Genomic DNA, 23,287 nt, shown 5'->3' on the forward strand with positions numbered 1-23,287 from the left:
TGAACGCGCGTCGCCGCGCAGCGGCGCTCCGGCGAAGCCGGGCAGCGCGTTTTAGCCGGGGCCCGCCCCGGCGGCGGTTTTGGATTTGCCGCGCTGCGCCCGGCGGGGCTTAGACGGGAATTGCCGCCCGTGGGCGGCAAGAATCACGAGCGCGTTCCGCCGCGCACCACGGGTTCCTTTTCGGACGGACGAAAAGGAACCAAAAGTCCGCCTAAGAACCCTCCGCCGGGTTCTTAGGAATCTCCGGGAGTGCCTTGCCATAACCCGCAAACTGCCGCCGCTCCCCACGGGTACACCAGCTGAGGGCTCAATTCAGGTTACGGACGCACCCAACAACCGAAGCCGGATGGTTCGCCGTGGACGCACGGCGGAAAACAACGCCCGTTCCGGGCGTTCGCGCGCTCTGCGCGCGTGCGCGGCGAAGCCGCGCAGTTTTCCGCCTCCCTGTGAGAGATGCGAGCGAAATAAAAGCGGCCGTGCCTCCCCGGATGCACTTCCGATACGGTTCCGGAGACTCACCGGCAGAGGCATTGCGCCCGCGGCGCGGCGGCCGGCGGGATGCTGTAGGCTCGTTCGCTCATCCGTGGACGGGGCGCCGCCGACTTTGGCCGCAGGCCAACCGGAGGCGGCGCGGGGGTCGCAGGGGCAAAGCCCCTCGTGCCCTTCTTTGGTTCCTTTCTTGGGCAAGCAAGAAAGGAACTCGCTGTCGGTCGACTACCGACAAGCTCCGCCGCTCCCTGAGCGGCAAATCTAAGCCTGCCGTCGGTCGACTACCGACAAGCTCTGCCGCTCGATGAGCGGATAATCTAAATCCGCCGTCGGCCGACTACCGACAAGCTCTGCCGCTCCCTGAGCGGCAAAAAAAGAATCGCCGCACCCTGCCGGGCGCGGCAAAAAAATTATTTCTGAGAGTCCTCCAGCCGAATCTGCTTGCGCTTGATCTTGCCGGAGGTGGTTTTGGGCAGCTCGCTCACGAACTCGACGATGCGCGGATATTTATAGGGGGCGGTCTCCTTTTTGACGTGGTTCTGGAGCTCCTTTTTGAGCGCGTCGGAGGGTTCGTAGCCTCGGGCGAGCACGACGGTGGCCTTGACGACCTGTCCGCGCACGGGGTCGGGCGCGGCGGTGACGGCGCACTCGAGCACCGACGGATGGGTCATGAGCGCCGATTCGACCTCGAAGGGACCGATGCGGTAGCCCGAGCACTTGATCACGTCGTCGTTGCGGCCGACAAACCAGATATAGCCGTCGCTGTCCCGCCAGGCGGTGTCGCCGGTGGAATACATGTTGTCAAAGAAGGCGTCCTCGTTGGCGGCGGGGTCGTCGCGGTATTCGACGAGCAGGCCCGCCGGACGGAATTTGTCGAGGTTTTTGACGACGATCGTGCCGACGATGCCGTCCTCGCAGGAGTTGCCGTCCTCGTCGACGATGTCGAGGTCGTAGAGGGGCGAAAACTTGCCGGTCGAGCCGGGCTTGATCGGGAACCACGGGAAGTTCGCGATGATGACCGTCGTCTCCGACTGGCCGAAGCCCTCGGTGAGCTCCAGCCCGGTCGCCTCCTTCCAGCGGTTGAAGACCTCGGGATTGAGCGGCTCGCCCGCGATCGTGCATTTTTTGAGGGAGGAGAGATCGTATTTCGAGAGGTCCTCCTTGATGAGGAAGCGGTAGACGGTAGGCGGCGCGCAGAAGGTCGTCGGCCGCAGGTGCTCGACCGTCTCAAGCATATGCCTGGGGTCAAATTTGCCCTCGGTGTCGTATGCCACGATCACCGCGCCGCAGATCCACTGGCCGTAAATCTTGCCCCAGCCGAATTTCGCCCAGCCCGAATCGGCCGACACGAAATGCAGCCCGCCCTCCTCCACCTGGTGCCAGTAGTTGGCGGTGGTGATGTGCCCGAGCGGATAGGCGTAGTTGTGGACGATGAGCTTGGGCATCCCGGTGGTGCCGGAGGTGAAATACCCGAGCATGAGGTCGTGGACGTCGGTGGCCGCCACCCCCGTGGGGCGCGGAAAAACGGAGGGATACGCCGCCGCCTCGGCGCGCAGGTCGATGCAGTCCGCCGGGACATGCGCCCCGACCACCGCCACCTGTTCGAGGGTCTTGCAGGCGGGACGCACCTGCGCGATGTTGCGGAGCAGCTCGTCGTCGTCCACCGTGCAGATCATCTTGACGCCCGCCTTGTTGCAGCGGTATTCGATGTCGTGCGGCATGAGCTGGAAGGTGGCCGGGATGACCACCGCGCCGATGCGGTGGAGCGCCAGCATGCACACCCACGCCTCCACCCGCTGTTTGAGCACGAGCAGGACGAAATCGCCCTTTTCGACGCCGTAATGCGTGAAGAAATTCGCCATGCGGCAGGAATATTCCGAGAGGTCCTTAAAGGTGTAGCGCCGCTCCTCGCGGGCGTCGTTCACCCAGACGAGCGCGGGCTTTTCGGGGTCTTTGGCCCACTCGTCGATCACATCATAGGCAAAGTTGAAATCCCCGGGCACGTTGAGGCGGTAGTTCGCCTTGAAATCCTCGTACGAGTCAAACCCGGTACGGGGTAAAAATTTTTCGATCATGTTTTTTTGCACCGCTTTCTTAAATTCTCTGGTCCGCGTTCATTCGTTGATGATGGTCAGGAATTTTACCGGGCCGCCCACGGCGCGCTGTCCGTGCGGCGTCATCGGGTTGAAGAACGCGCTGTCGCCGGCCTCGAGAAGAAATTCCCGGGAACCGATTACCAGCTGTACGGTGCCTTTTAAGACGTAGTTGAACTCCTGCCCGCCGTGCACGACGAGCTCGGGGGGATTTTCCATCGGCTCCAGATCGACCACCATCGGGTCGAACTGGCGGCCGATATAGTTGAAGGCGAGAGAACTGAATTTGTAGCCCTTGTACCGCTCCACCGACACGCCCCGCCCCTGGCGCACGATGGTGTAGTCGCTCATGCGGGGGGCGTCCCCGGTCAGGAGCACCGTGGGGTCGACGTTCAGCGCCGCCGCTACCGCGTAGATCACTCCTATCGGAATGTCGGATTCGGCGTTCTCGTACTGGTTGTACTCCGCTACCGATACGTTCACCTGCTTTGCAAGGTCGGCCGCGTCTACGTCGAGGATCTCGCGCAGCTCGCGGATGCGTTGGGCAATCTGCTTGATCTGGTCGTTCATGATGCTCCTCCTTCTTTCAAAAGTCGTGCGAAAAGGGATATCCCATATTTTACACTTTAACAGGGTAAATGGCAAGGAAAATTTTTTGATTCATATTGGGCCAAAACCCGAGCCCGCAAAAATTTCGTGCTATGATGACCGCGGGAGGGATGAAAAAATGACCGACAAGGAACGGTTTTATTTATGTCTGGCGGAGGTGCTGCGGGAGCTGCGGGCGGAACACGGATGGAGCGTGAGGGAGCTTTCGCGGGAAAGCGGGATGAGCGAGCGGCTCATCCGCAAGCTCGAACGCGGCACCGACGTGGGGCGGGTCGGCGCTGGAAAAATCATGGGGCTTGCCGATGCGTTCGGCGTGACGCCTTACGAGGTCTTCCGGCGGGTCGACGAGCGGATGGGGCAATAAAATTCTCTTTCCCCATTGAACAAATCGGCGGGATGCGCTAAACTGTTGACAACGAACCGTGTCGAATTTAGGAGGGAACCCGCTATGGAACTGCTGAAACAGCGCATCCTCAAAGACGGCCACGTCAAGGCCGGCAACGTCCTCAAGGTGGACAACTTCCTCAACCACCAGATGGACGTGGCCCTTTTTGCCGAGATCGGCAAGGAGTTCAAGCGCCGCTTTGCCGGCTGCGGCGTCACCAAGATTCTGACCATCGAGGCGTCCGGGATCGGCATCGCCTGCCTGACCGCCGAACAGTTCGGCGTGCCGGTGGTCTTCGCCAAGAAGAGCCAGTCGAAAAACATCGACGGCGAGGTCTACACCACCCGTGTGGAGTCCTTCACCCACGGGCGGGTCTACGACATCATCGTCTCCAAAAAGTTCCTCTCCCCCGAGGACCGCGTCCTGCTCATCGACGACTTCCTCGCCAAGGGCAGCGCGCTCAACGGGCTTTGCCAGCTCGTCGAGGATTCGGGCGCGACGCTTGTGGGCGCGGGCATCGTGATCGAAAAGGGCTTCCAGGAGGGCGGCGAGCTCATCCGCGGACGGGGCGTGCGGGTGGAATCGCTCGCCATCGTCGACGCGATGGACCCGGAAACGGGGTCGGTTACGTTTAGAGACTAGGGGAACTTTTGAAAAAGTTCCCCTGGACCCCTCAAAACTTTTGATGCAGGCGCGGCGCTTTCCACTCCGCGCGCGCGTCCCGTGAGATAATGAACTCACCAGACAAAAATTTTCGCCGCCACTTGCCCTGCGGGCAAATGGTGTCCCCATTCGGGCCGTCGCTTCGCGACACCTTTTTAAAGGCGGCGGGGTCAAGGGGCGGAGCCCCTTGTGGTTCTTTTTCAAGAAAAAAAAGAACAGGGGCCCGCCGCGACGCGCTCGCGGCGGGCTCGCATTTCTTTCGGAGGGGGGCCTATGATGCCCGCGGTCACAGCGCCGGCGTTCACGCTCAACGACGAGCAGCGGATCGCCGCCGAAACCTTTACGGACAACCTGCTGGTGCTCGCGGGCGCGGGCACCGGCAAGACGAACACGCTTGCCTGCCGGGTGGCGAACCTGCTTTCCGGTGGGCTGGCAAAACCGGAGGAGATTCTCTGCCTCACCTTCACCAACCGCGCCTGCCGCGAGATGACCGAGCGGGTGGAGCGGATGGCGGGGGAGGCGGCGCGCGGCGTGACGGTCAAGACGGTCCACGCCTTCTGCGCGTGGCTGCTGCGGGAGACCCCCGGCGTTTTCACCGACGTGGGGCCGGACTTTTCCGTCTGCGACGCCGACGACGCGCGGGAGATCCTCCGGGAGGTCGTCTTCGAGGTGGTGGGGCGCGAGCCGGGCGACCAGGCGCTGCGGGTTTTGCAGGATTTCACCGGGCTGGTCAAGGACTGCTGGCTCGCCCGCCCGCAGGAGGACTGCTCCGCCGCCGCGGCGTGGGCGTTTGTCCACCGGCGGGAGGAGGTCGAGCGGGTGTGCGTCGGCCCCGACCGCCGGTTCGACCCCAAATTCCACCGCTTCCTCGTCAAATACGGCGCGTCGGTCGTGCGCCTCTACAACCTGAAGCTCCTGTCGAACGGCCTGCTCGACTTTTCCGACCTGCTCATCCGCGCCTTTGCGCTGCTCGCCGACCCGCGCGCCTCCGCCCTCTGGCGGGAGCGGTTCCGCTTTGTCCACGTCGACGAGGTGCAGGACGTGAGCCTCGCGGAATACGGGCTTCTCTCCAAGCTCTGCGGGAACGCCCGGGTGCTCCTCTGCGGCGACTTCAACCAGACGATCTACCAGTGGCGCGGCTCCGACCCCGGCGCGCTTATCGCGCGCTTTACCGAGGAATTCCATCCGCGCGTGATTGAATTCACCGTCAACTACCGCAGCAGCCCCGGCCTGCTCGCCGCCGGGAACGCCTTTCTCGCGAACGCCTTCGGGCGGGGGCCGGGCGGCGGGGGGCATGTGGAATTCGGCGGCGACGTGGTCGTCCGCTCCTTCGACACCCCGGCCGACGAAATCCACTGGATCTACGGGCAGATCGCCTCCCTCGGGCTCACCGACTTTTCCCGCGCCGCGATCATCACCCGCACCAACAAGGTCTGCGCCGACGTGTGCGGCATCCTGCGCGCCAGCCGCCTCGACGACAGCCTGCCGCCCGTGCGGTTCATGCTCGCGGACGAGCTGCGGCTGCTCAAGCGCGCCGAGGTGAAGGACGCGCTCGCCTGCGTCTCCGTCGCCGCGAACCCCCGGGACGGGGAGGCGCTTGCCCGCGTGCTCAAGCGGCTGGTCAAGGGGGTCGGCCCCGCGACGGTGGGCGCGGTCGCCGCCAACTACCGCGAGGGCGGCGGGGCCGCGCTCGCCGACTTTTTCGACCCGCGCACCAGAAATACCGGCGACTTCTTTTCCCCGCTGCTCGACGCGCTCGCGGAGGGCCGCGTCGTCGTCTACGACGTGGAATCCACCGGCACCGACGTCTATTCCGACGAGATCGTGCAGATGGCCGCCGTGCGCCTCGACCCCGCCGGGAATGTCTCCGAGCGGTTCGAGCGGTTTCTGCGGCCGTCGAGGCCGGTCGGGGACTCCGAAAAGGTCCACGGCTTTACCGACGGCTTCCTCGCGGAGCGCGGGGAGGACCCCGCGAAGGCGCTGGGGGATTTCCTCCGGTTCTGCGAGGGGTGTGTGATCGTCGGGCACAACGTCGCCTTCGACGTTGCGATCACCCGCCGGAACCTCGCGCGCAGCGGCGCGCCGGGAGAGTTCGGCAACGTCTGGTACGACACCCTCGACCTCTCCCGCCGCTACCTCAAAAACCTCGAAAACCACAAGCTCCTGACCGTGGCGGCGGCGCTCGGCGCGGCAAACGACCCCACCCACAACGCGATGGACGACATCCTCGCCACCGCCGATGTGCTCTGCGCGCTTGTAAAGGGATACCTCCTGCCGGGGCAGGAGGCGCGGCGCGCCTTCTACGCGAAATACCTGCCCCGCCTCGCGGGCGCGGCCTCCCTCGTGGAGACCGCCCGCCGGGAGGCGGAGGGGCTCGGCGGGCCCGCCGCCGCGCGGATGCTGCTCGACCGGTTCGGGGTGTGGGAGCTCTATGACGGCGCGCCCGAAAAGCGCGCGAATTTGCAGCTCTTCCTCGACTTCGCGGACGACTTCTGCGATCCCGCCCAGCCGCCCGCGCGGCAGCTCTCCGCCCTGCTCGAGCTCTCCGCCCTCTCGTCGAGCGAGCTCGACCGCATGAGCCGCTCCGCCAACAAGGTCGCGGTCATCACCGCCCACCAATCCAAGGGGTGCGAGTTCGATTACGTCTTCCTGCCCGTCCTGCAGGAGGGGGTCTTCCCCACCTTCCAGGCGGCCAGGTCGGGCGAGCTGGAGGAGGAGAAGCGGGTCTTCTACGTCTCGATCACCCGCGCGCGGAAAAAGCTCTTCCTCACCTGGTCGCGCTGCGGGATGAACAACTACCCATCCAAGCCCAGCCGCTTCCTCGGGATGCTGGGGTGAAAAAGAGGACGCCAAGGGGGCCGCTTCCCAGCCGGGAAGCGGCCCCCTTTCCGATGTTCCTTTTTATCCTGTAAAAAGGAACCGAAAAACACGCCTGAAGGATGGGGATTCCGCGCCTGCGGGCGCGCCGGGAGCACTGCCCGAATCAAAGGTTTCGGGTTTCAGGGGGCTTTTCAAAGCCCCCCGAGAAAGGCAGGCGCACGGTGACGGAGGTGCCGGCGCCGGGCGCGGATTCGAGCGAGATCGAGCCGCCGTGGCGCTCGACGATGTGCTTGACGATCGAAAGGCCCAGCCCGGTGCCGCCCGTCTGCTTGGAGCGGGACTTGTCCACGCGGTAAAACCGCTCGAAGATGCGCGCCTGGTGCTCGCGCGGGATGCCGATGCCGGTGTCCGCCACCGTGACGGCGGCCCAGTCTCCCTCGCGGCGGACGCTCAGGTCGACGCGGCCGCCCGGGCGGTTATATTTGACGGCGTTGTCCGCGAGGTTGCAGACGAGCTCGTCGAGCATCTGCCGGCTGCCCCGCACCGTGACGAGATCGCCCGAGACGGCGATCGCCACCTGCTTCTGCTCCGCGGGGAAGCGCAGCGCCTCGGCCGCCCCCTCGCAGAGGGCGCGCAGCTCGACCGGCTCGTCCTCGACGGCGCCCGACTGCTCGATGCGGGAGAGGCGGATGATGTCGTCGGTCAGCGCGATCAGCCTGCGGGCCTCGCTGTAGATCCGCCCGGCGAACCGCTTGACGTCCTCCTCCCCGGAGGCCATGCCGTTTTGGAGCATCTCGGCAAAGCCGGAGATCGAGGTGAGCGGGGTTTTGAGCTCGTGGGAGACGTTGGCGGTGAACTCGCGGCGCACCTGCTCCGCCCGCTGCTGCTCGGTGACGTCGAGCAACAGGACGATCGTGCCCGCGACCTGTCCGCCGTCCTCCCGCACGGGGCTGGCGAAGGCGTGGCAGGCGCGCCCGTCCCGTTCGAGGACCACGTCGGCGCCTTCGCCGCCGGCCGCGCGCTCGATGCACGCGCCCAGCTCGGCGTCGCGGGTGACGACGAGGACGTTTTTCCCCCCGTATTCCCCCGCCGGGCTTCCCAGCAGGGAGAGGGCCGCCGCGTTGACCGAGAGGACCTCCTTCTCCCGGCCGAGCAGGAGCAGCCCCTCCTTCATGTTGGAGGTGATCGTTTTGATCGTGTCGCGCTCGGCGCGCAGCCGCTCCATCTGCTCGCCGATCAGGCGGTTCTTTTCGCGCAGCTTCCGGTAGAAGGGCTCGAGCTCCTCATAGCCGCGCAGGCTGTCGGTGTTTTCGAGGTCCTCCGCCAGCGCCTCCACCGGCCGCACCAGCCGCCGGGTCAGGCGGGAGGCCAGCAGCATGCTCAGCAGCAGGGTGACGAGCACGATGCCCGCCATGAGCGGGATCACCCCCGCGAAGACCGCGCCGATGCTGCGGGTCTGCTTGGAGACGCGCAGGACGCTGCCGTCGGGCAGGGCGGCCGCGTAGTAGCAGGTGTCGAGCCCCATCGTCTCGGAGCGGCGGATGTCCTCGCCGCTGCCCACGCTGAGCGCCTCCCGCACCTCGGGGCGGTCGAGATGGTTCTCCATGCCCGCGCGGTCGTTGTCCGAGTCGAAGAGCACCCCGCCCTCCGGGGTGATGAGGGTGACGCGGAAGCTATCGAACCGGATGTCCAGGCTGGAGAGGTAGTCCAGCCTCTCCTCTCCCGTGTAGGCGACCGACCGGGCGATTAGCTTGTGTTCGTCGCGCAGCTCCTGCTGCACCTGCCGCACGAGCAACCCGTGGGCCGACCAGAGGGTCAGCGCCGCCGTGAGCAGCGCCATGCCGATCGCCGCGGCGCACAGGCTCCAATATACGTTCCGTTTCATCTTGGTCTCCTTTTGGCGCCGCGCGCCTATTCCCCGATCTTGTAGCCCACGCCCCGCACCGTGCGGATGATCTCCCCGCAGGCGCCCAGCTTATGGCGGAGCGATTTGATGTGCATGTCGACGGTGCGGCTCTCCCCCTCGTAGTCGAAGCCCCACACCCGTTCCATAATCTTTTCGCGGGTGAGCACGAGGCCCTGGTTTTTGAGCAGGAAGGCGAGCAGCTCGAACTCCTTGTAGGTGAGGGCGACCGGCTCCCCGGCGGCCGTGACGGCGCGCCTGCCCGGGTCGAGGGAGACCTCCCCGTAAAGGAGCGGCGCGGGCTCCTCGCCGGGACCCGCCCGGCGCAGCACCGCGCGCACGCGGGAGAGCAGCTCCATGACCCCGAAGGGCTTGGTGACGTAGTCGTCGGCGCCCGCGTCGAGGCCCTTCACCTTGTCGTATTCGGTGGCGCGCGCGGTCAGCATGATGACGGGGATGTCCGCCGTGCGCACCGATTCCTTCATGCGGCGCAGGATGGCCAGCCCGTCGTCCCCCGGCAGCATGATGTCGAGCAGCACGAGGGAAGGCGCAAACGCGTCGCACGCCTCCCAGAACGCGTCGGCGCGTTCGAAGCCGCGCGCCTCATAGCCGCTGCTCACCAGCGCGTAGAGCACCAGCTCGCGGATGCTCTCGTCGTCCTCCACCAGATAGACCCTCGCGGCCATTCAAGTCCCCTCCGTTTCCGGGTCAGATGACCCGCTCGTTGCCGTGTTCGCCGGTGATCGAAAAGACCACCCACTCGGCGATGTTGGTCGCGTGGTCGCCGATCCGCTCGAAGTATTTGGCGACCATCACAAGGTCGATCGCCTCTTCCCCGTCCGCGCCGTCCTCCCGGATGAGGCGGACGATATCGTCCCGCACCTGGTTGAAGAGGTCGTCGACGATGTCGTCGCAGGCGATGACCGCCCGCGCCCGGTCGAGGTCGCGCGCCACGAACGCGTCGACCGCCCCCGTGACCATGCGGACGGTCGCCCACGCCATCTGCGGGATGTGCTCGAGCGAGCCGGCGCAGCCGTCGTCGATCAGGCGGAGCGCGATCTCGGAGATGTCCTCCGCCTGGTCGCCGATCCGCTCCATGTCGGTGATCATCTTGAGCGCGGTGGAGATCATCCGCAGGTCGGCCGCGACCGGCTGCTGCTGGAGCAGCAGCCGCAGGCAGCGGCGCTCGATCTGCTTTTCCTTCTCGTCCACCCGCGCGCCCTGCCCGATCGCCTGCCGGGCGAGCGCGGGGTCCTTTTCGAGCAGCGCGCGGGAGGCGTCGTCGATCGCCCGCTCGATGAGCGCGCCCATCTCGATCAGCTCGTTGTTGAGCGCGGAAAGCTCCTGGTCAAACCGGTTCCTCATCTATCCGAACCTCCCCGTGATATAGTCCTCGGTGCGCTTGTCCTTCGGCATCGAGAAGAGGTCTTCGGTCGCGCCGAACTCAACCACCTCGCCCAGCAGAAAAAACGCCGTCTCGTCCGAAATGCGGGTGGCCTGCTGCATGTTGTGGGTGACGATGATGATCGTGTAATTCTTTTTCAATTCTAACACAAGGTCCTCGATCTTGGAAGTGGAAATCGGGTCGAGGGCGCTGGTGGGTTCGTCCATCAAGAGCACCTCCGGCTCGACCGCCAGCGCGCGGGCGATGCACAGCCGCTGCTGCTGCCCGCCCGACAGCCCGAGCGCCGGCTTTTTGAGCCGGTCCTTCACTTCCTCCCAGATCGCCGCGTCCCGCAGGGATTTCTCCACGATCCCGTCGAGCCGCGCGCGGGAACGGACGCCGTGGGTGCGCGGCCCGTAGGCGATGTTGTCGTAGACGCTCATCGGAAAGGGATTGGGCTTCTGGAAAACCATCCCCACCCGCCTGCGCAGCAGGTTCACGTCCATGTCCCCGTAGACGTCCTCCCCGTCGAGCAGCACCCGCCCGGTGATGCGGCAGCCCTCCACGAGGTCGTTCATCCGGTTGAGGGATTTGAGCAGGGTCGACTTGCCGCAGCCCGACGGGCCGATGAACGCGGTGATCGCCCGTTCCCCGAGTGAAAGCTCCACGTTTTTAAGCGCCTGGAAGTCGCCGTAAAAGAGGTCGAGGCCCTCGATTTGAAATTTGTCCTTCATCCTGTTCCCTAGCCTTTCGTAAGCCGCCTGGCGACCACCGCCGAGAGGGTGTTGATGAGCAGCACCGTGACCAGCAGCACGACAGCCGTCGCGTATGCCTCGTTGGTGTGGAGCCCCTCGCTCGAGAGCACGTACATGTGGATGGCGAGCGTCCGCCCCGACAGGAAGAGCGCGTCCTTCCCGCCCGGGATCTGCGCGACGGTGCCCGCCGTATAGATGAGCGCCGCCGTCTCGCCGACGATCCTGCCGATGGCGAGGATCACCCCCGCCAGAATCCCCGGCACCGCCGAGGGCAGCACCACCTTGAAGACGGTGCGCAGCCTGCCCGCGCCCAGACCGAAGCTCGCCTCGCGGAAGGAGTCGGGCACCGATTTGAGGGCCTCCTCGGTGGTGCGCATGATGAGCGGGAGGATCATGATCGCCAGCGTGCACGCGCCCGAAAGGAGCGAAAAGCCCCAGTGCAGCGCGGTGACGAAGAAGAGCATCCCGAAGAGCCCGTAGACGATCGAGGGGATGCCGCTGAGCGTTTCGGAGGTGATCCGCACCAGCCCGACGAGCCGGTTGCCGCGGCGGGCGTATTCGACGAGGTAGATCGCCGTGAAGATACCCAGCGGCGCGGCGATGAGCAGCGAGAGAAGGGTCATCATCACCGTCGTGACGACCGCCGGGAAGAGGGAGACGTTGACCGAGTTGTAGGTCAGCTCAAAGAGGGAGGGGGTGATGTGGGGCGCCCCCCTGACGAGGATGTACCCGATGATGAAGAGCAGCGTCGCGGCCGTCAGCAGCGCCGCGAGCCCGACCAGCAGGAAGAGCAGCAGCGAGAGGGGCCGGCGCAGGTAGGACCGGGCCCGCTGGCGGAGGCTCACGCGGTTGACGGCGGGGAGGCCGTGGATGTCGCGCATCAGTCCATCCTCCTTTTGAGCAGCGAAAAGCAGAGATTGATGAGCAGGATAAAGACGAAGAGCACGACGCCGGTGGCGATAAGCGCCTCCCGGTGGAGCCCCGAGGCGTAGCCCATCTCCATGACGATGTTCGCCGTCAGCGTGCGCACCCCCTTGAAGAGGCCCGCCGGCATCCGCGGCTGGTTGCCGGCGACCATGATGACCGCCATCGTCTCGCCGATGGCGCGGCCGACGCCGAGCACCACCCCCGCGAGAATGCCGCTTTTGGCGGCGGGCAGCACCGCGAAAAAGACGGCGCGCTCATGGGTCGCGCCCAGGGCGAGCGCGCCCTCGTAGTAGCTCTGCGGCACGGCGCGCAGCGCCGATTCGGACACGCCGATGACCGTCGGCAGGATCATGATCCCCAGCAGGATCGAGGCGGCCAGGATGCTGCTGCCGTTCACCGCGCCGAGCCTCCGGAAATGCTCCCGGATGAAGGGGACGATGACCACCATCCCGAAAAAGCCGTAGACGATCGAGGGGATGCCCGCCATCAGCTGGACGGCGGGCCCCAGCACCCGGTAGGCGGGGCGGGGGCAGAACCGCGCGAGGAAGACGGCGGCCAGGATGCCGACCGGCACGCCGAGGAGGATCGCGCCGCCCGTCACATAGACGCTTCCGAGGATCATCGGGAAGATGCCGAAGGAGGCGGGCACGTCCTGGGGGGCCCACTTGCGCCCGAGCAGGAATTCCCCCGCGCCGATCTCCCCGATCGCCGGGATGCCGCCCATGAAGAGGAAGAGGCAGATCACGGCCACCGCCGCGATCGACGCGAGCGCGCAGGCCAAAAAGAGGATTTCCATCCCTTTTTCCTTGATTTTACCGGACATCGGCGAAGTCTCCTTTGCTGCCCGCGCGGGGCGGTCTGGCGGAGGGCGGCCGGGCGGGAAACCCGCCCGGTCCCCGGCATGGGAAAGGGGCGGATGCTCATCCGCCCTTTTCCGGAGGAAAGAAATGAAAAGGAAGAAAGCGTTCTATCGGAAGCGGGAACCGGCTCAGCCGGCCACCGCGCTCCACGCGGTCGCCGCGCCGGTGAAGATCTCCTTTACCTGCGCGCTGGTGAGGTCCCCGACCGGGTTGCCGGGGGCGACCACGACCGCGATGCCGTCGTTGGCGATGACGGTCGCGGAGAGGGCCGCGGCCTCCTCGTCCTTAAGCTCGCGGGAGGCCATGCCGATGTCGCAGGTGCCGTCCATCGCGGCGGTCATGCCGGAGGTGGAATCGCTTGTCTGGATCTCGATCACGGCGGCGGGATTTAACGCGGTGTAGGCCTCCTTGAGCTTCTCCATGACCGGGGAGACGGAGGAGGAGCCGGCCACGACGATCTTGCCCTCGGGCTTGCCGCCCGCATAGGCGGCCGCGTCGGCGGCGGCCCTGATGTAGCCGTTGTCCTCAATGATCTGCTGGCCCTCGGCGCTCATGATGAAATCCAGGAAGTCCTTCGCGATGCCGGACGCCTCCCCCTTGACCGCGACGTTGAAGGGGCGCGCGACCTTGTAGACGCCGGAGGCGACGTTCGCGGCGGTCGCTTCGGCGCCGTCGATCTTCACAGCCTTGACGGTGTCGTTGAGGGAGCCCAGCGAGATGTAGCCGATCGCGTAGGGATCGCCGGCAACGGTCGTCATGACCACGTTGGTCTGGTTGGCGATCGTGGCCTCCTCGGTGGTGCGGTCGACCTTGGTGCCGTCCTCACCCTTCTCCTCGATGCCGAAGAGCTCGATGAAGGCGCCGCGCGTGCCGGAGCCGGGCTCGCGGGAGATGACCGAGATCGGGTTGGAGGCGTCAAAGTCGGAGGCGGGCGCCTCGGACGGCGCGGCCTCGGAGGCCGGGGTCCCGGAGGCGGGAGCCGCCGCGTCCGGGGCGGCGGGTTCGCCGACGGGGGCGGAGGAGCAGCCTGCCAGCGCGGAGAGCATCATCAGGGAAGCAAGCGCTGTCGCAAAAATCTTTTTCATTGTTTTCACCTTTCTTTACTGGTTGTTCCGTTCCTGAGGTACGCGATAAGAATACCTTCCCCATGTAAAAACGCAAGCCGCGCCGTGTAAAAACTGCGTAAAATTATGTGCAAACCGCCAAAAAACCGGCTTGCCGTTTGGCGAACCCGACAGGCTTCATTGTTACGAAACAATTTGGACAGACAATCCCCCGATAAATGTCAAAAAATCTTCAAACGGGTTTCACATCTGCCCGGTATACTGAAGCCACTCCAAAACGAAAGGCGGGATGCCATCGGGACGAGACCCAGCTGTATTTTCCCAATACCGATCCTGATCTTTTCTTTCTTCTCCTCATACAATACTGTCAGCCCGCCGGGCGGCCGGAATACCGGCCCGGCGGGCGGGACAGACCAACGTCCGCCTGCGCCTCGCGCGCAGTTTCAGATAGATAAAAAAGGGGAACGGCCCGCGGGCCGTTCCCCTTTTTTGAGTGCTCAGTAGTTTTCCGCCTTGACCTGGAACCACGCCTGCGGCTTTTCGCAGACGGGGCATTTGGGCGGGGGCGTGGTGCCCTCATAGATGTGCCCGCAGTTGAGGCAGATCCAGGTGACGCTCTGCGGTTTCTGGAAGACGGTGTTGCCGTCCACGTTGCCCTTGAGGTGCTGGAACCGCTGCATGTGCTCCTGCTCGATCTTCGCCACCAGCTCGAACAGCGTCGCGATCCGGTCGAAGCCCTCCTCGCGCGCCTCCTTCGCAAAGGTCGGGTACATCGTCTCGTACTCGTACTGCTCGCCGTCCGCCGCCGCCTGTAGATTGTCGGTCGTCGGCTGCATGCCGTTATGCAGGATCTTGAACCAGATCTCCGCGTGCTCCTTCTCGTTGTTCGCCGTCTCGAGGAAGAGGTCCCCGATCTGCTGGAAACCGTCCTCCTTCGCCTTCGCCCCGAAAAAGGTGTATTTGTTGCGCGCCTGGCTTTCGCCCGCGAAGGCCGCCAGCAGGTTTGCCTCGGTTTTGGAACCCTTTAAAATTTTCTGCTGCATGGTCAAATCTCCTTTGCCAAAATTCTATCCATAGAATTCCCATGCGCGATCCGTTTCATACGGGGCGGGCGAAAAATTTGCGGGAGGGGCCTTCTTTCTTTTCTATCGCAAAAGAAAGAAGCAAGGAAAAGGTTCCCAAAGCGGGGCCTGCGGGCCCGGGTCAAGGGCTCCGCCCTCGAAAATGCCCGGCGTTCCTTCCGGAACGCCGGGCATTTTCTCACCCGCCGCCTTTAAAAAGGTGTCGCGAAGCGACGGCCCGAATGGGGACACCATTTGCCCGCAGGGCAAGTGGCGGCGAAACGTTTTATTTGCCCTCACGGGCGGCGCCACGCCGGAATCGAAAGTTCACTGGGGGGAACGCTTTCAGGAGGGTTTCCCCAGCGCCTCCACCGCGTCGGCGGCGGAATCCATCCAGTCGCCCTCGAACAGCTCCACGACGCCCTTGTCGCAGACGGACGCCAGCGCGGGGTCGAGCGGCAGCTTGGCGAGCACGGGCAGCCCGTAGCGGGCCGCGATTTCGTCGACGTGGCTTTCGCCGAAGATGTTGATCCGCCTGCCGCAGTCGGGGCACTCGACATAGCTCATGTTCTCCACGATGCCCAGAATGGGGATGTTCATGAGCCGGGCCATCTTGACCGCCTTCTCGACGACCATCTCGACCAGCTCCTGCGGGGAGGCCACCACGACGATCCCGTCGAGCGGGATCGACTGGAAGACGGTCAGCGGCACGTCCCCCGTTCCGGGCGGCATGTCGACGAAGAGGAAGTCGACGTCGTTCCAGATCACGTCGGTCCAGAACTGCTTGACCACCCCCGCGATCACCGGGCCGCGCCACACGACCGGGTCGCTCTCGTTCTCGAGCAGCAGGTTGATCGAGATCACGTCGACGCCCGTCTTGGTGCGCACCGGCAGGATCGCCTCGCCCATGCCCGACGCCTTTTCATGCAGGCCGAACGCCTTGGGGATCGACGGGCCGGTCACGTCGGCGTCCATGATGCCGGTGTGGTGGCCGCGCCGGTTGAGCAGCACCGCCAGCATCGAGGTGACCAGGGATTTTCCCACGCCGCCCTTGCCGCTGACCACGCCCACCACCTTGCGGACGCTGCTCAGCTCGTGGGGCTTCTCGAGGAAATCCTCCGGCTTCATCTGCCGTTCGGCGCAGTTTTCGCCGCACGACTCACAGTTGTGTGTACATTCGCTCATGCAATCAGAACTCCTTTACAGGGCCCCGTTTGAAAACAGGCCCGAATACCATAGCTAACAGTATATTGCGGGCGGGCGGGTTTGTCAACGTCCTCCACCAAAACGGTAGAATTAAAAATTCCGCGAAAGTGTGCTATAATAGGCGCGGGCGGCGCGCGGCCGGGTCAGATGTGCAGCGCCTTTTGGGGGCACTCCTCCACGCATTGGAAGCAGAGGATGCACTCGGTGCCGTTTTTCCGCCCGCGGGAGTTGTCCACCATATCCACGTCCATCGGGCAGACCTTCCTGCACCGGCCGCAGGACACGCACCGGCTGGTATCATTCTTGACGCGCAGGAGGGAAAAATAACTTGTCGGCTTCAAAAAAACCGTAACCGGGCAGAGATATTTGCAGAACGCCCGGTTGTCCCGGAAGCCGAACGCCAGCGCGGCGCCAGCCGCGTAGTAGAGGAGATTCCCGGCGAGAAAGCTCCAAAACAGGATCTTGTCCCTGCCGGCGGCGCCCAGCAGGAAGAGGCCGCCCACAAAGACGAGGGATGCGGCGAACACGATGTACCGGACAAAGCCGAGCTTTTTCCGGGGCCCCCGGGGAACCCGGAAGGGCAAAAGGTCCAGGACCATCGCCGTCCAGCAGGCGTACCCGCACCAGCCCCGCCCGAAGAGGAGCGGCCCGAAGATTTTCGCAACCGCGTAGTGGATGGTCGCCGCCTCGAACACGCCGGAAAAAAGGTAGTACCAAAAGCCTTCGATCTGCATGTTTTCCCCGCGCAGGACGCCGAGGTAGAGCAGCATGTAGAGGCCGACGGCGAACTGCACCAGGCGGCGGGCGTATTTGACATGCCGGCCGTAGAAAAACACGCCGAGCGCGAGGCAGGCGCCAATGTAGGTAAAATTGAACAGGTAGAACCGGCTGCCGAGCGTGAGCCAGAGGGTCACCGCGACGGCCTCGAACAGAAGCCACAGCAGCGCCGGGAATCCGTATTTTTTCACGATCGTTTCCTCATTTCAACGGCGCGGTCGCCGTGCCGTCCGTATCAGTTTACCGCAAAACCGCGAAGATTTCCACCATTTTGAACGAACAAGCGCCGGGAGGGGATTTCATGGACCGCGTGATCCTGCACTGCGACTGCAACGCCTTTTACGCCTCGGTGGAGACGCTCCTGCGTCCCGAGCTGGAAAGGGTGCCGATGGCGGTGTGCGGCGACCCGGAAAGCCGTCACGGCATCATCCTCGCCAAAAACGAGCGGGCCAAAAAATTCGGCGTGGCCACCGCCGAGACGATCTGGCAGGCAAAGCGCAAATGCCCCGGCCTCACCCTCGTGCCGCCCCACCGGGGGGAGTACGTCAAATACTCCCGGCTGGTCAACGAGATCTACCAGCGCTACACCGACCAGGTCGAGCCGTTCGGCATCGACGAGTCTTGGCTCGACGTGACGGGCAGCCAGAACCTCTTCGGGACGGGGCCGGAGATCGCCGACGAGATCCGCCGGACCGTGCGGGAGGAGCTGGGGCTCACCGTGTCGGTGGGGGTCAGCTTCAACAAGGCGTTCGCCAAGCTCGGCAGCGACTACAAAAAGCCCGACGCCACCACCGTCATCTCCCGCGAAAACTTCCGCCGGATCGTCTGGCCGCTGCCGGTGGGCGCGCTGCTCTACGTGGGGAAGGCCGCGCAGGAGACGCTCGCGCAGCTCCAGGTGCGCACGATCGGCCAGCTGGCCGCCTGCGACCGCGCGCTCGTCGCGAAGCGGCTGGGCAAGATGGGCGAGATGATCCACGACTACGCCAACGGGCTCGATATGAGCCCCGTGCGCGCGGCGGACGACGCGCGGGAAATCAAATCGGTCGGCAACGGCATGACCTACCGCCGCAACCTCGTGGGGCTGGAGGACATCCGCCTCGCGGTCCTGACCCTCAGCGATTCGGTGTCCGCCCGGATGCGGCGGCACGGGGTCAAATGCCGGACGGTGCAGGTGCTCATCCGCGACCCCGGCTTCAAATCGATCTCCCGCCAGCGCGCGCTGCCCGCGCCCACCCATCTGGGAAAGGAGATCGCCGAGGCGGCGCTTTCGATCATCCGCGACGCGTGGGACCTGCGCGCGCCCATCCGCATGATCACGATCACCGGCGCGAACCTCACCGACGCCGGCGGCGCGGGGGAGCAGCTCTCCCTCTTCGCGCCGCCCGACGACGAGAGCCGGGAGAAGCGGGAGCGGCTCGAGGCCGCGATGGACGGCATCCGCGAGAAGTTCGGGCAGGACGCCATCGGCCCCGCCGGGGTGCTCGGCAACGACATCGGCATCGGCGGGGCGGGCTGGAACAAGGACGAATGACGCCCCGTTTCCGTAAGAATGCCGTAAGAATCTTTTGCGGCTTCGTTCATAATTCCGCCATGTTTTGTGGACGCGCGGTGCTATAATGAAATTGGGAAATCGCGGGAGCGGGCAGGAAAACGCCCGGAATTGCGCACTGTTCCTGTGAAACCCGCACGGACGGCGAATTCGCCCTAGAAAGGGGACTGTCATATGAAAAAGACCGCATTGCTGCTGGCGCTGCTGCTGGCCCTCTCCGGCTGCCAGCCCGCCGCGCCCGTCGAGGCGCAGAACGGCGGGAGCGCTTCCTCCGCCGCGGAGGAGTCCGCCCCGGCGTCAGGCCCGGCGGACGAGGACTCCCGGGAGAACCCCGCCCCGCAGGCGGACGCCTCCTACGTCGACGCGCCCGAGCCGGACGAGCCCCCGCAGACGACGGTCGGCGCGATCGAGCTGCCCGCCGAACCGGCCTCCTCCGACGCCGGCTATTCGGTCGACCTGCTCACCCCCGCGCAGTACGACCTCTACTACCCGCTCAACCGGGGCGGCTACCGGCAGTTCCAGACCGCCGACTTCTTCCCGCTGGGGCAGGGCGGCAAATACGCCGTCGCCAACCGGAACGGCAGGCTGCTGACCAACGTGGAATACGAGCTCGGCATCGAGGGCTGGAACTCGATCGACGGCATGGTGCCGCTCAAAAAGGACGGCAAGGCGGGCGCGATCGACGCGGCCGACGGCTCCGTGCTCGTGCCGTTTGAATACGACGACGTGTGGTGCGCCAGCGGCAGCGACGGGAGCGGCCTCTACAGGGTGCAGAAGGGCGACGCCGTCGAGATGATCGACCGCACGGGCGTCACCCGCTTTTCGATGGAGCGCGGGGACGACTTCACGGCGCTCAAAAAACGGTTCGTGCTCTATAAGGACGGGATGCTGCGCTTTTATAACCAGCAGTACTCCCCCATCGCCAACTTCGCCTGCGACGGGATGGAGGTCGTCTCCAGCCCCCGCACCAACGAGGGGGGCCGCGACCTGATCGCCTTTGATTACGAGGGCGCGTGGGGCCTCGCGGACAGCGACGGCAAATTCCTGACCGACCCGGTCTACGACGAGATCGGCTATTTCACCGGCTCCTACGCGGTGGTCACCCAGAACGGCAAGCGCGGCATCATCAACGACCGCGGCAAGGTGGTCGTCAAGCCCGAATGGGACGACATCACCCTCTATAAAAGCAGCGCGAGCGTCTGCAAGGACAACCGCTGGGGCGTCATCACCGACATCGACAGCGGCGAGCCCGCCGTCAAGCCCTCCTATGACTACATCATGGGCTTCGGGGATTACGGCTACGCCTGCTTCGAGCGCAACGGCAAGTTCGGCATCATGGACAAGGAGGGCAACGAGATCGTTCCCGCGCGGTACGACGGCACCCTCTCGACCTCCCGCTCGCTCGACAAGGGCTACTATATCCTCGAAAGCGGCGACGGCCCCTTTAACAGCGGCATCGTCGACGGCCGGGGCCGCGTCATCATCCCGACCGACCACTACGTCCAGCCGGGCGCGGACGGGGAAAAGCTTAACCTCGTCCTGACCCCCTCGGGCAAGTGGGGCTTTGCCAACGACCGCGGGCAGTTCGTCATCGACGCGCAGTTTGAAAACGCCTCCCCCTTCATCAGCGGCAAAAACGTCGCCTTCGTCCAGAAGGACGGCAAAATCTGCCTGGTCAACCGCAAGGGCGAGCTCGTGCTCAAAACCGTCTTCAGCGACCTCATCGGCTACAACCCCGATACCATGGTCTGCGCCATGGAGTATACCGCCGCGGACGGCACCGTCAAGGGCTGCCTCGTCAAGGTGAACCTCCCCGCCTAGTTCCGAAAGCTGAGAAAAAGAAAAAAAGCCGCCCGCAAGGGCGGCTTTCCTTTTTGGCGCTTTTGAAAAGCGCCGTGAAATTTTGGTCCAGGCGGGGCGCCATCCGTGCCCGCCGGTCCCGAAGTCGGTTCCGTGCATCAACCTTTGCCAAAAAATGCATTGAACACGCCGGGGATTTATGGGATAATAGCCGGAGAGCGGTCATTGCCCCGAAACGGGATATGCCGCGGCGTCACCGGCAGGCCGTGCCAAAAGTCCTTTACACACAGGGCGGGGGTCCTGCGCGCGGGCGCGGCTGAATGAATAAAAGCCGTTCGCGCCAAGGGCGGCGGGCGGCCTGTATCAACGGTTCTTTGCCGCCGCCTGCCCTTCGGGCGGACGGCGTCCCCATCCGGGCGGTCGTTGTGTACGGCAGGCTTTCCTTCAGGAAGGCCGGAAGGAGGAGAAAACAGATGGACAAAGGGAGCGGACGGGTGAGCGACCTGCGGTATTTGCAGCTGCTTGCCCGGCAATACCCGAACACGCGGGCGGCAAGCAGCGAGATCATCAATCTCCAGGCGATCCTCAACCTGCCCAAGGGCACCGAGCATTTCATGTCCGACCTGCACGGGGAGTACGAGGCGTTTTTACATATCCTCAACAGCGCGTCGGGCGCGGTGCGGGAAAAATGCGACATCCTCTTTGAAAACACGATGACGCGGGAGGAGCGCGCGCGCCTGGCCACGCTGATCTACTATCCCGAGGAGAAGCTGCGGGAGATCCACGAGACGGTCGGGGACATCGGGGAGTGGTATAAGCTCACCCTTCACCGGCTGATCGAGATCTGCCGGCTCGTCACCTCCAAATACACCCGGTCCAAGGTGCGCAAGGCGCTGCCCGCGGACTACGCCTATATCATCGACGAGCTGCTCAACACCAACTACGAGGTGCACAACAAAAAGGACTACTATGAAAACATCCTCTCGACGATCATCCATCTCGGCCGCGCGGAGGATTTCATCACCGCGGTGTCCGGGGTCATCAAGACGCTGATCGTCGACCACCTGCACATTGTGGGGGACATCTTCGACCGGGGCCCCCGCGCCGACATCATCCTCGATTCCCTCATGGCGCACCATTCGGTGGACATCCAGTGGGGCAACCACGACGTGCTCTGGATGGGTGCGGCCACCGGCAGCCGCACCTGCATCGCGACGGTGCTCAACAACTCGATCACCTACAACAACCTCGAGGTGATCGAGACCGGTTACGGCATCAGCCTGCGCCCGCTGGCGCTCTTCGCCAACGAGGTTTACCGCGACGTGGACGTCTCGCGCTTCCTGCCCAAGGGGCCGGTCGACGCGGCCACCTTCGACGCCAAGGACGCCGCGCTCGCCGCGCGGATGCACAAGGCGATCGCGGTCATCCTCTTCAAGCTCGAGGGGCAGATCATTTTACGCAACCCGGCATTCGGCATGGACGACCGGCTCCTGCTCGACAAGATCGACTACGCGAACCGCACCGTGCGGATCGGGGGGGCCGACTTCCCGCTGCGGGACACCGAGCTTCCCACCGTCGACCGCGCGAACCCCTACGCCCTCTCCCCCGAGGAGGAGCGGGTCATGGCGCAGCTCAAGGCGGCCTTCCTCAGCAGCGAGAAGCTCCAGCGGCACGCGCGCTTCCTCTACACCAAGGGCGGGCTTTACAAATGCTACAACGGCAACCTGCTCTATCACGGCTGCATCCCGATGAACGACGACAGTTCCTTCATGGAATTTTCCATCGGCTGCGAAAAGCTCGCGGGCCGGGCCTTTTTCGACCACGCGGAGGCGCTGGCCCGGCAGGGCTATTACGCCCCCGAGGGCTCGTCCGAAAAACAGTCAGGCAAGGACTTTTTGTGGTTCCTCTGGTGCGGGCGCAACTCCCCCCTCTTCGGGCGGGACCACATCGCCACCTTTGAGCGGGCGCTCGTCCCCGACGAGACGACGTGGGTGGAGCGCAAAAACCCCTATTACTCCTACTACAACGACGCGGACGTCTGCATCCGCATTCTGCGGGAGTTCAGCCTGGAGGGCCCCCACTGCCACATCGTGAACGGCCATGTGCCGGTCAAGTCGAAGGACGGGGAGAATCCCATCAAGGCGGGCGGGCGGCTGATCGTCATCGACGGCGGCTTCTGCCGCGCCTACCAGCCGACCACCGGCATCGCGGGCTACACCCTGATCTACAACTCCTGGGGCATCCGCATCGCCTCCCACGAGCCCTTCTCCGGGCGGGAAAACGCCATCCGCAACAACAAGGACATCGTCTCCACCTCGGTGGTGTTCGAGCGGATGGAATCCCGCATCAAGATCGCCGAGACCGACATCGGCGAGGAACTTCGGCGCAACATCGAGGACCTCAAATGGCTGCTTATCGCCTTTAAAACCGGAGAGATCAAAGAGAGGAATTCCTATTGATTTTGAAAAGGCCGCCCTTTTGGGCGGCCTTTCCTTTTTTTGATTTTCCGCCCTGCGGGCAGAGGCTTTTTTGCGCCCCTCCAGGGCGCTTTGGATTTGCCGCACTGCGTCTGGCAAGCCTTTTACGCGCCCCTCTGGGGCGCTTTCAATGCGCCGCCTTTGGCGGCATAGATTGCCGGGTCACGCCCCGGCGGGCGGTTTTAGATTTGCCGCGCTGCGCCCGGCGGGGCTTTCACGGGAATTGCCGCTTTCCAAGCGGCAAGAATCACGAGCGCGTTCCGCCGCGCGCCACGGGTTCCTTTTCGGACGGACGAAAAGGAACCAAAAGTCCGCCTAAGAACCCTCCGCCGGGTTCTTAGGAATCTCCGGGAGTACCTTGCCAGTACCCGCAGGTTACCGTCACACCCCACGGGTACACCAGCTGTGGGCACAACTCAGGTTGCGGGTGCTCCCAACAGGTAGGAATGGAAGGCGCGGCGAGCT

General features: G+C 64.6%; 18 protein-coding genes. 6 read left to right on the forward strand and 12 right to left on the reverse strand.

Annotated elements, in window-relative coordinates:
* Positions 1–899 precede the first annotated feature (899 nt).
* Entirely contained in the window at positions 900–2,564 is a 1,665-nt protein-coding gene (locus tag C1A13_RS13175) for an AMP-binding protein (protein ID WP_101552752.1), read from the reverse strand.
* A gap of 39 nt (positions 2,565–2,603) precedes the next feature.
* Complete coding sequence (locus C1A13_RS13180; protein ID WP_101552754.1) at positions 2,604–3,152, reverse strand: helix-turn-helix domain-containing protein; 549 nt, start codon at positions 3,150–3,152, stop codon at positions 2,604–2,606.
* Between the two features lie 157 nt (positions 3,153–3,309).
* Here C1A13_RS13180 and C1A13_RS14950 point away from each other — a divergent pair, with 157 nt between their 5' ends.
* From C1A13_RS14950 to C1A13_RS13195, 3 genes are all read left to right on the forward strand, one after another.
* Entirely contained in the window at positions 3,310–3,555 is a 246-nt protein-coding gene (locus C1A13_RS14950; protein ID WP_172439288.1) for a helix-turn-helix domain-containing protein, read from the forward strand.
* An 84-nt stretch (positions 3,556–3,639) separates the two neighbouring features.
* Positions 3,640–4,218, forward strand: coding sequence for a xanthine phosphoribosyltransferase (locus C1A13_RS13190; RefSeq protein WP_101552758.1), 579 nt, complete (start codon positions 3,640–3,642; stop codon positions 4,216–4,218).
* Between the two features lie 297 nt (positions 4,219–4,515).
* Entirely contained in the window at positions 4,516–7,077 is a 2,562-nt protein-coding gene (locus C1A13_RS13195; RefSeq protein WP_172439289.1) for an ATP-dependent helicase, read from the forward strand.
* Between the two features lie 145 nt (positions 7,078–7,222).
* On the opposite strand, the gene C1A13_RS13200 is transcribed toward C1A13_RS13195, so the two are convergent.
* From C1A13_RS13200 to C1A13_RS13245, 10 genes are all read right to left on the reverse strand, one after another.
* Positions 7,223–8,944, reverse strand: coding sequence for a sensor histidine kinase (locus C1A13_RS13200; protein ID WP_101552761.1), 1,722 nt, complete (start codon positions 8,942–8,944; stop codon positions 7,223–7,225).
* 26 nt (positions 8,945–8,970) lie between these two features.
* Positions 8,971–9,648 carry a winged helix-turn-helix domain-containing protein gene (locus C1A13_RS13205; RefSeq protein WP_101552763.1) on the reverse strand — a complete coding sequence of 226 codons (678 nt, stop codon included), beginning with the start codon at positions 9,646–9,648 and terminating at the stop codon, positions 8,971–8,973.
* A gap of 22 nt (positions 9,649–9,670) precedes the next feature.
* The gene (phoU, locus tag C1A13_RS13210; protein ID WP_101552765.1) at positions 9,671–10,327 is read right to left on the reverse strand and encodes a phosphate signaling complex protein PhoU; all 657 of its coding nucleotides are present in this window, start codon (positions 10,325–10,327) and stop codon (positions 9,671–9,673) included.
* A complete protein-coding gene (pstB, locus tag C1A13_RS13215; protein WP_101552767.1) occupies positions 10,328–11,080 on the reverse strand; it encodes a phosphate ABC transporter ATP-binding protein PstB in 753 nt (250 codons plus the stop codon).
* Positions 11,081–11,088: 8 nt separating this feature from the next.
* The gene (gene pstA, locus C1A13_RS13220; protein WP_101552769.1) at positions 11,089–11,982 is read right to left on the reverse strand and encodes a phosphate ABC transporter permease PstA; all 894 of its coding nucleotides are present in this window, start codon (positions 11,980–11,982) and stop codon (positions 11,089–11,091) included.
* Positions 11,982–12,851 (reverse strand): phosphate ABC transporter permease subunit PstC, encoded by an 870-nt coding sequence (gene pstC / locus C1A13_RS13225; protein WP_101552771.1) that lies wholly within the window; start codon positions 12,849–12,851, stop codon positions 11,982–11,984. Before pstC ends, pstA begins: the two co-directional genes overlap by 1 nt.
* Positions 12,852–13,016: 165 nt before the next feature.
* Positions 13,017–13,973, reverse strand: coding sequence for a substrate-binding domain-containing protein (locus C1A13_RS13230; protein ID WP_172439290.1), 957 nt, complete (start codon positions 13,971–13,973; stop codon positions 13,017–13,019).
* A gap of 476 nt (positions 13,974–14,449) precedes the next feature.
* Positions 14,450–14,995, reverse strand: coding sequence for a rubrerythrin (rbr, locus tag C1A13_RS13235; RefSeq protein ID WP_101552773.1), 546 nt, complete (start codon positions 14,993–14,995; stop codon positions 14,450–14,452).
* A 363-nt stretch (positions 14,996–15,358) separates the two neighbouring features.
* Positions 15,359–16,198 carry an Mrp/NBP35 family ATP-binding protein gene (locus C1A13_RS13240; protein WP_101552775.1) on the reverse strand — a complete coding sequence of 280 codons (840 nt, stop codon included), beginning with the start codon at positions 16,196–16,198 and terminating at the stop codon, positions 15,359–15,361.
* A gap of 164 nt (positions 16,199–16,362) precedes the next feature.
* Complete coding sequence (locus C1A13_RS13245; RefSeq protein ID WP_101552777.1) at positions 16,363–17,187, reverse strand: 4Fe-4S binding protein; 825 nt, start codon at positions 17,185–17,187, stop codon at positions 16,363–16,365.
* Positions 17,188–17,297: 110 nt separating this feature from the next.
* Between C1A13_RS13245 and dinB the strand changes: the two genes are divergently transcribed.
* The 3 genes from dinB to C1A13_RS13260 all read left to right on the forward strand — a co-directional run bounded on the left by dinB (position 17,298) and on the right by C1A13_RS13260 (position 22,804).
* The gene (dinB, locus tag C1A13_RS13250) at positions 17,298–18,527 is read left to right on the forward strand and encodes a DNA polymerase IV (RefSeq protein ID WP_101552779.1); all 1,230 of its coding nucleotides are present in this window, start codon (positions 17,298–17,300) and stop codon (positions 18,525–18,527) included.
* A gap of 192 nt (positions 18,528–18,719) precedes the next feature.
* Entirely contained in the window at positions 18,720–20,366 is a 1,647-nt protein-coding gene (locus tag C1A13_RS13255) for a WG repeat-containing protein (protein WP_101552781.1), read from the forward strand.
* 452 nt (positions 20,367–20,818) lie between these two features.
* Complete coding sequence (locus tag C1A13_RS13260; RefSeq protein ID WP_101552783.1) at positions 20,819–22,804, forward strand: fructose-1,6-bisphosphatase; 1,986 nt, start codon at positions 20,819–20,821, stop codon at positions 22,802–22,804.
* Positions 22,805–23,287 lie beyond the last annotated feature (483 nt).

Source organism: Anaerotruncus massiliensis (ex Togo et al. 2026) (genome assembly GCF_900199635.1).
GTDB classification, from domain to species: domain Bacteria; phylum Bacillota; class Clostridia; order Oscillospirales; family Ruminococcaceae; genus Anaerotruncus; species Anaerotruncus massiliensis.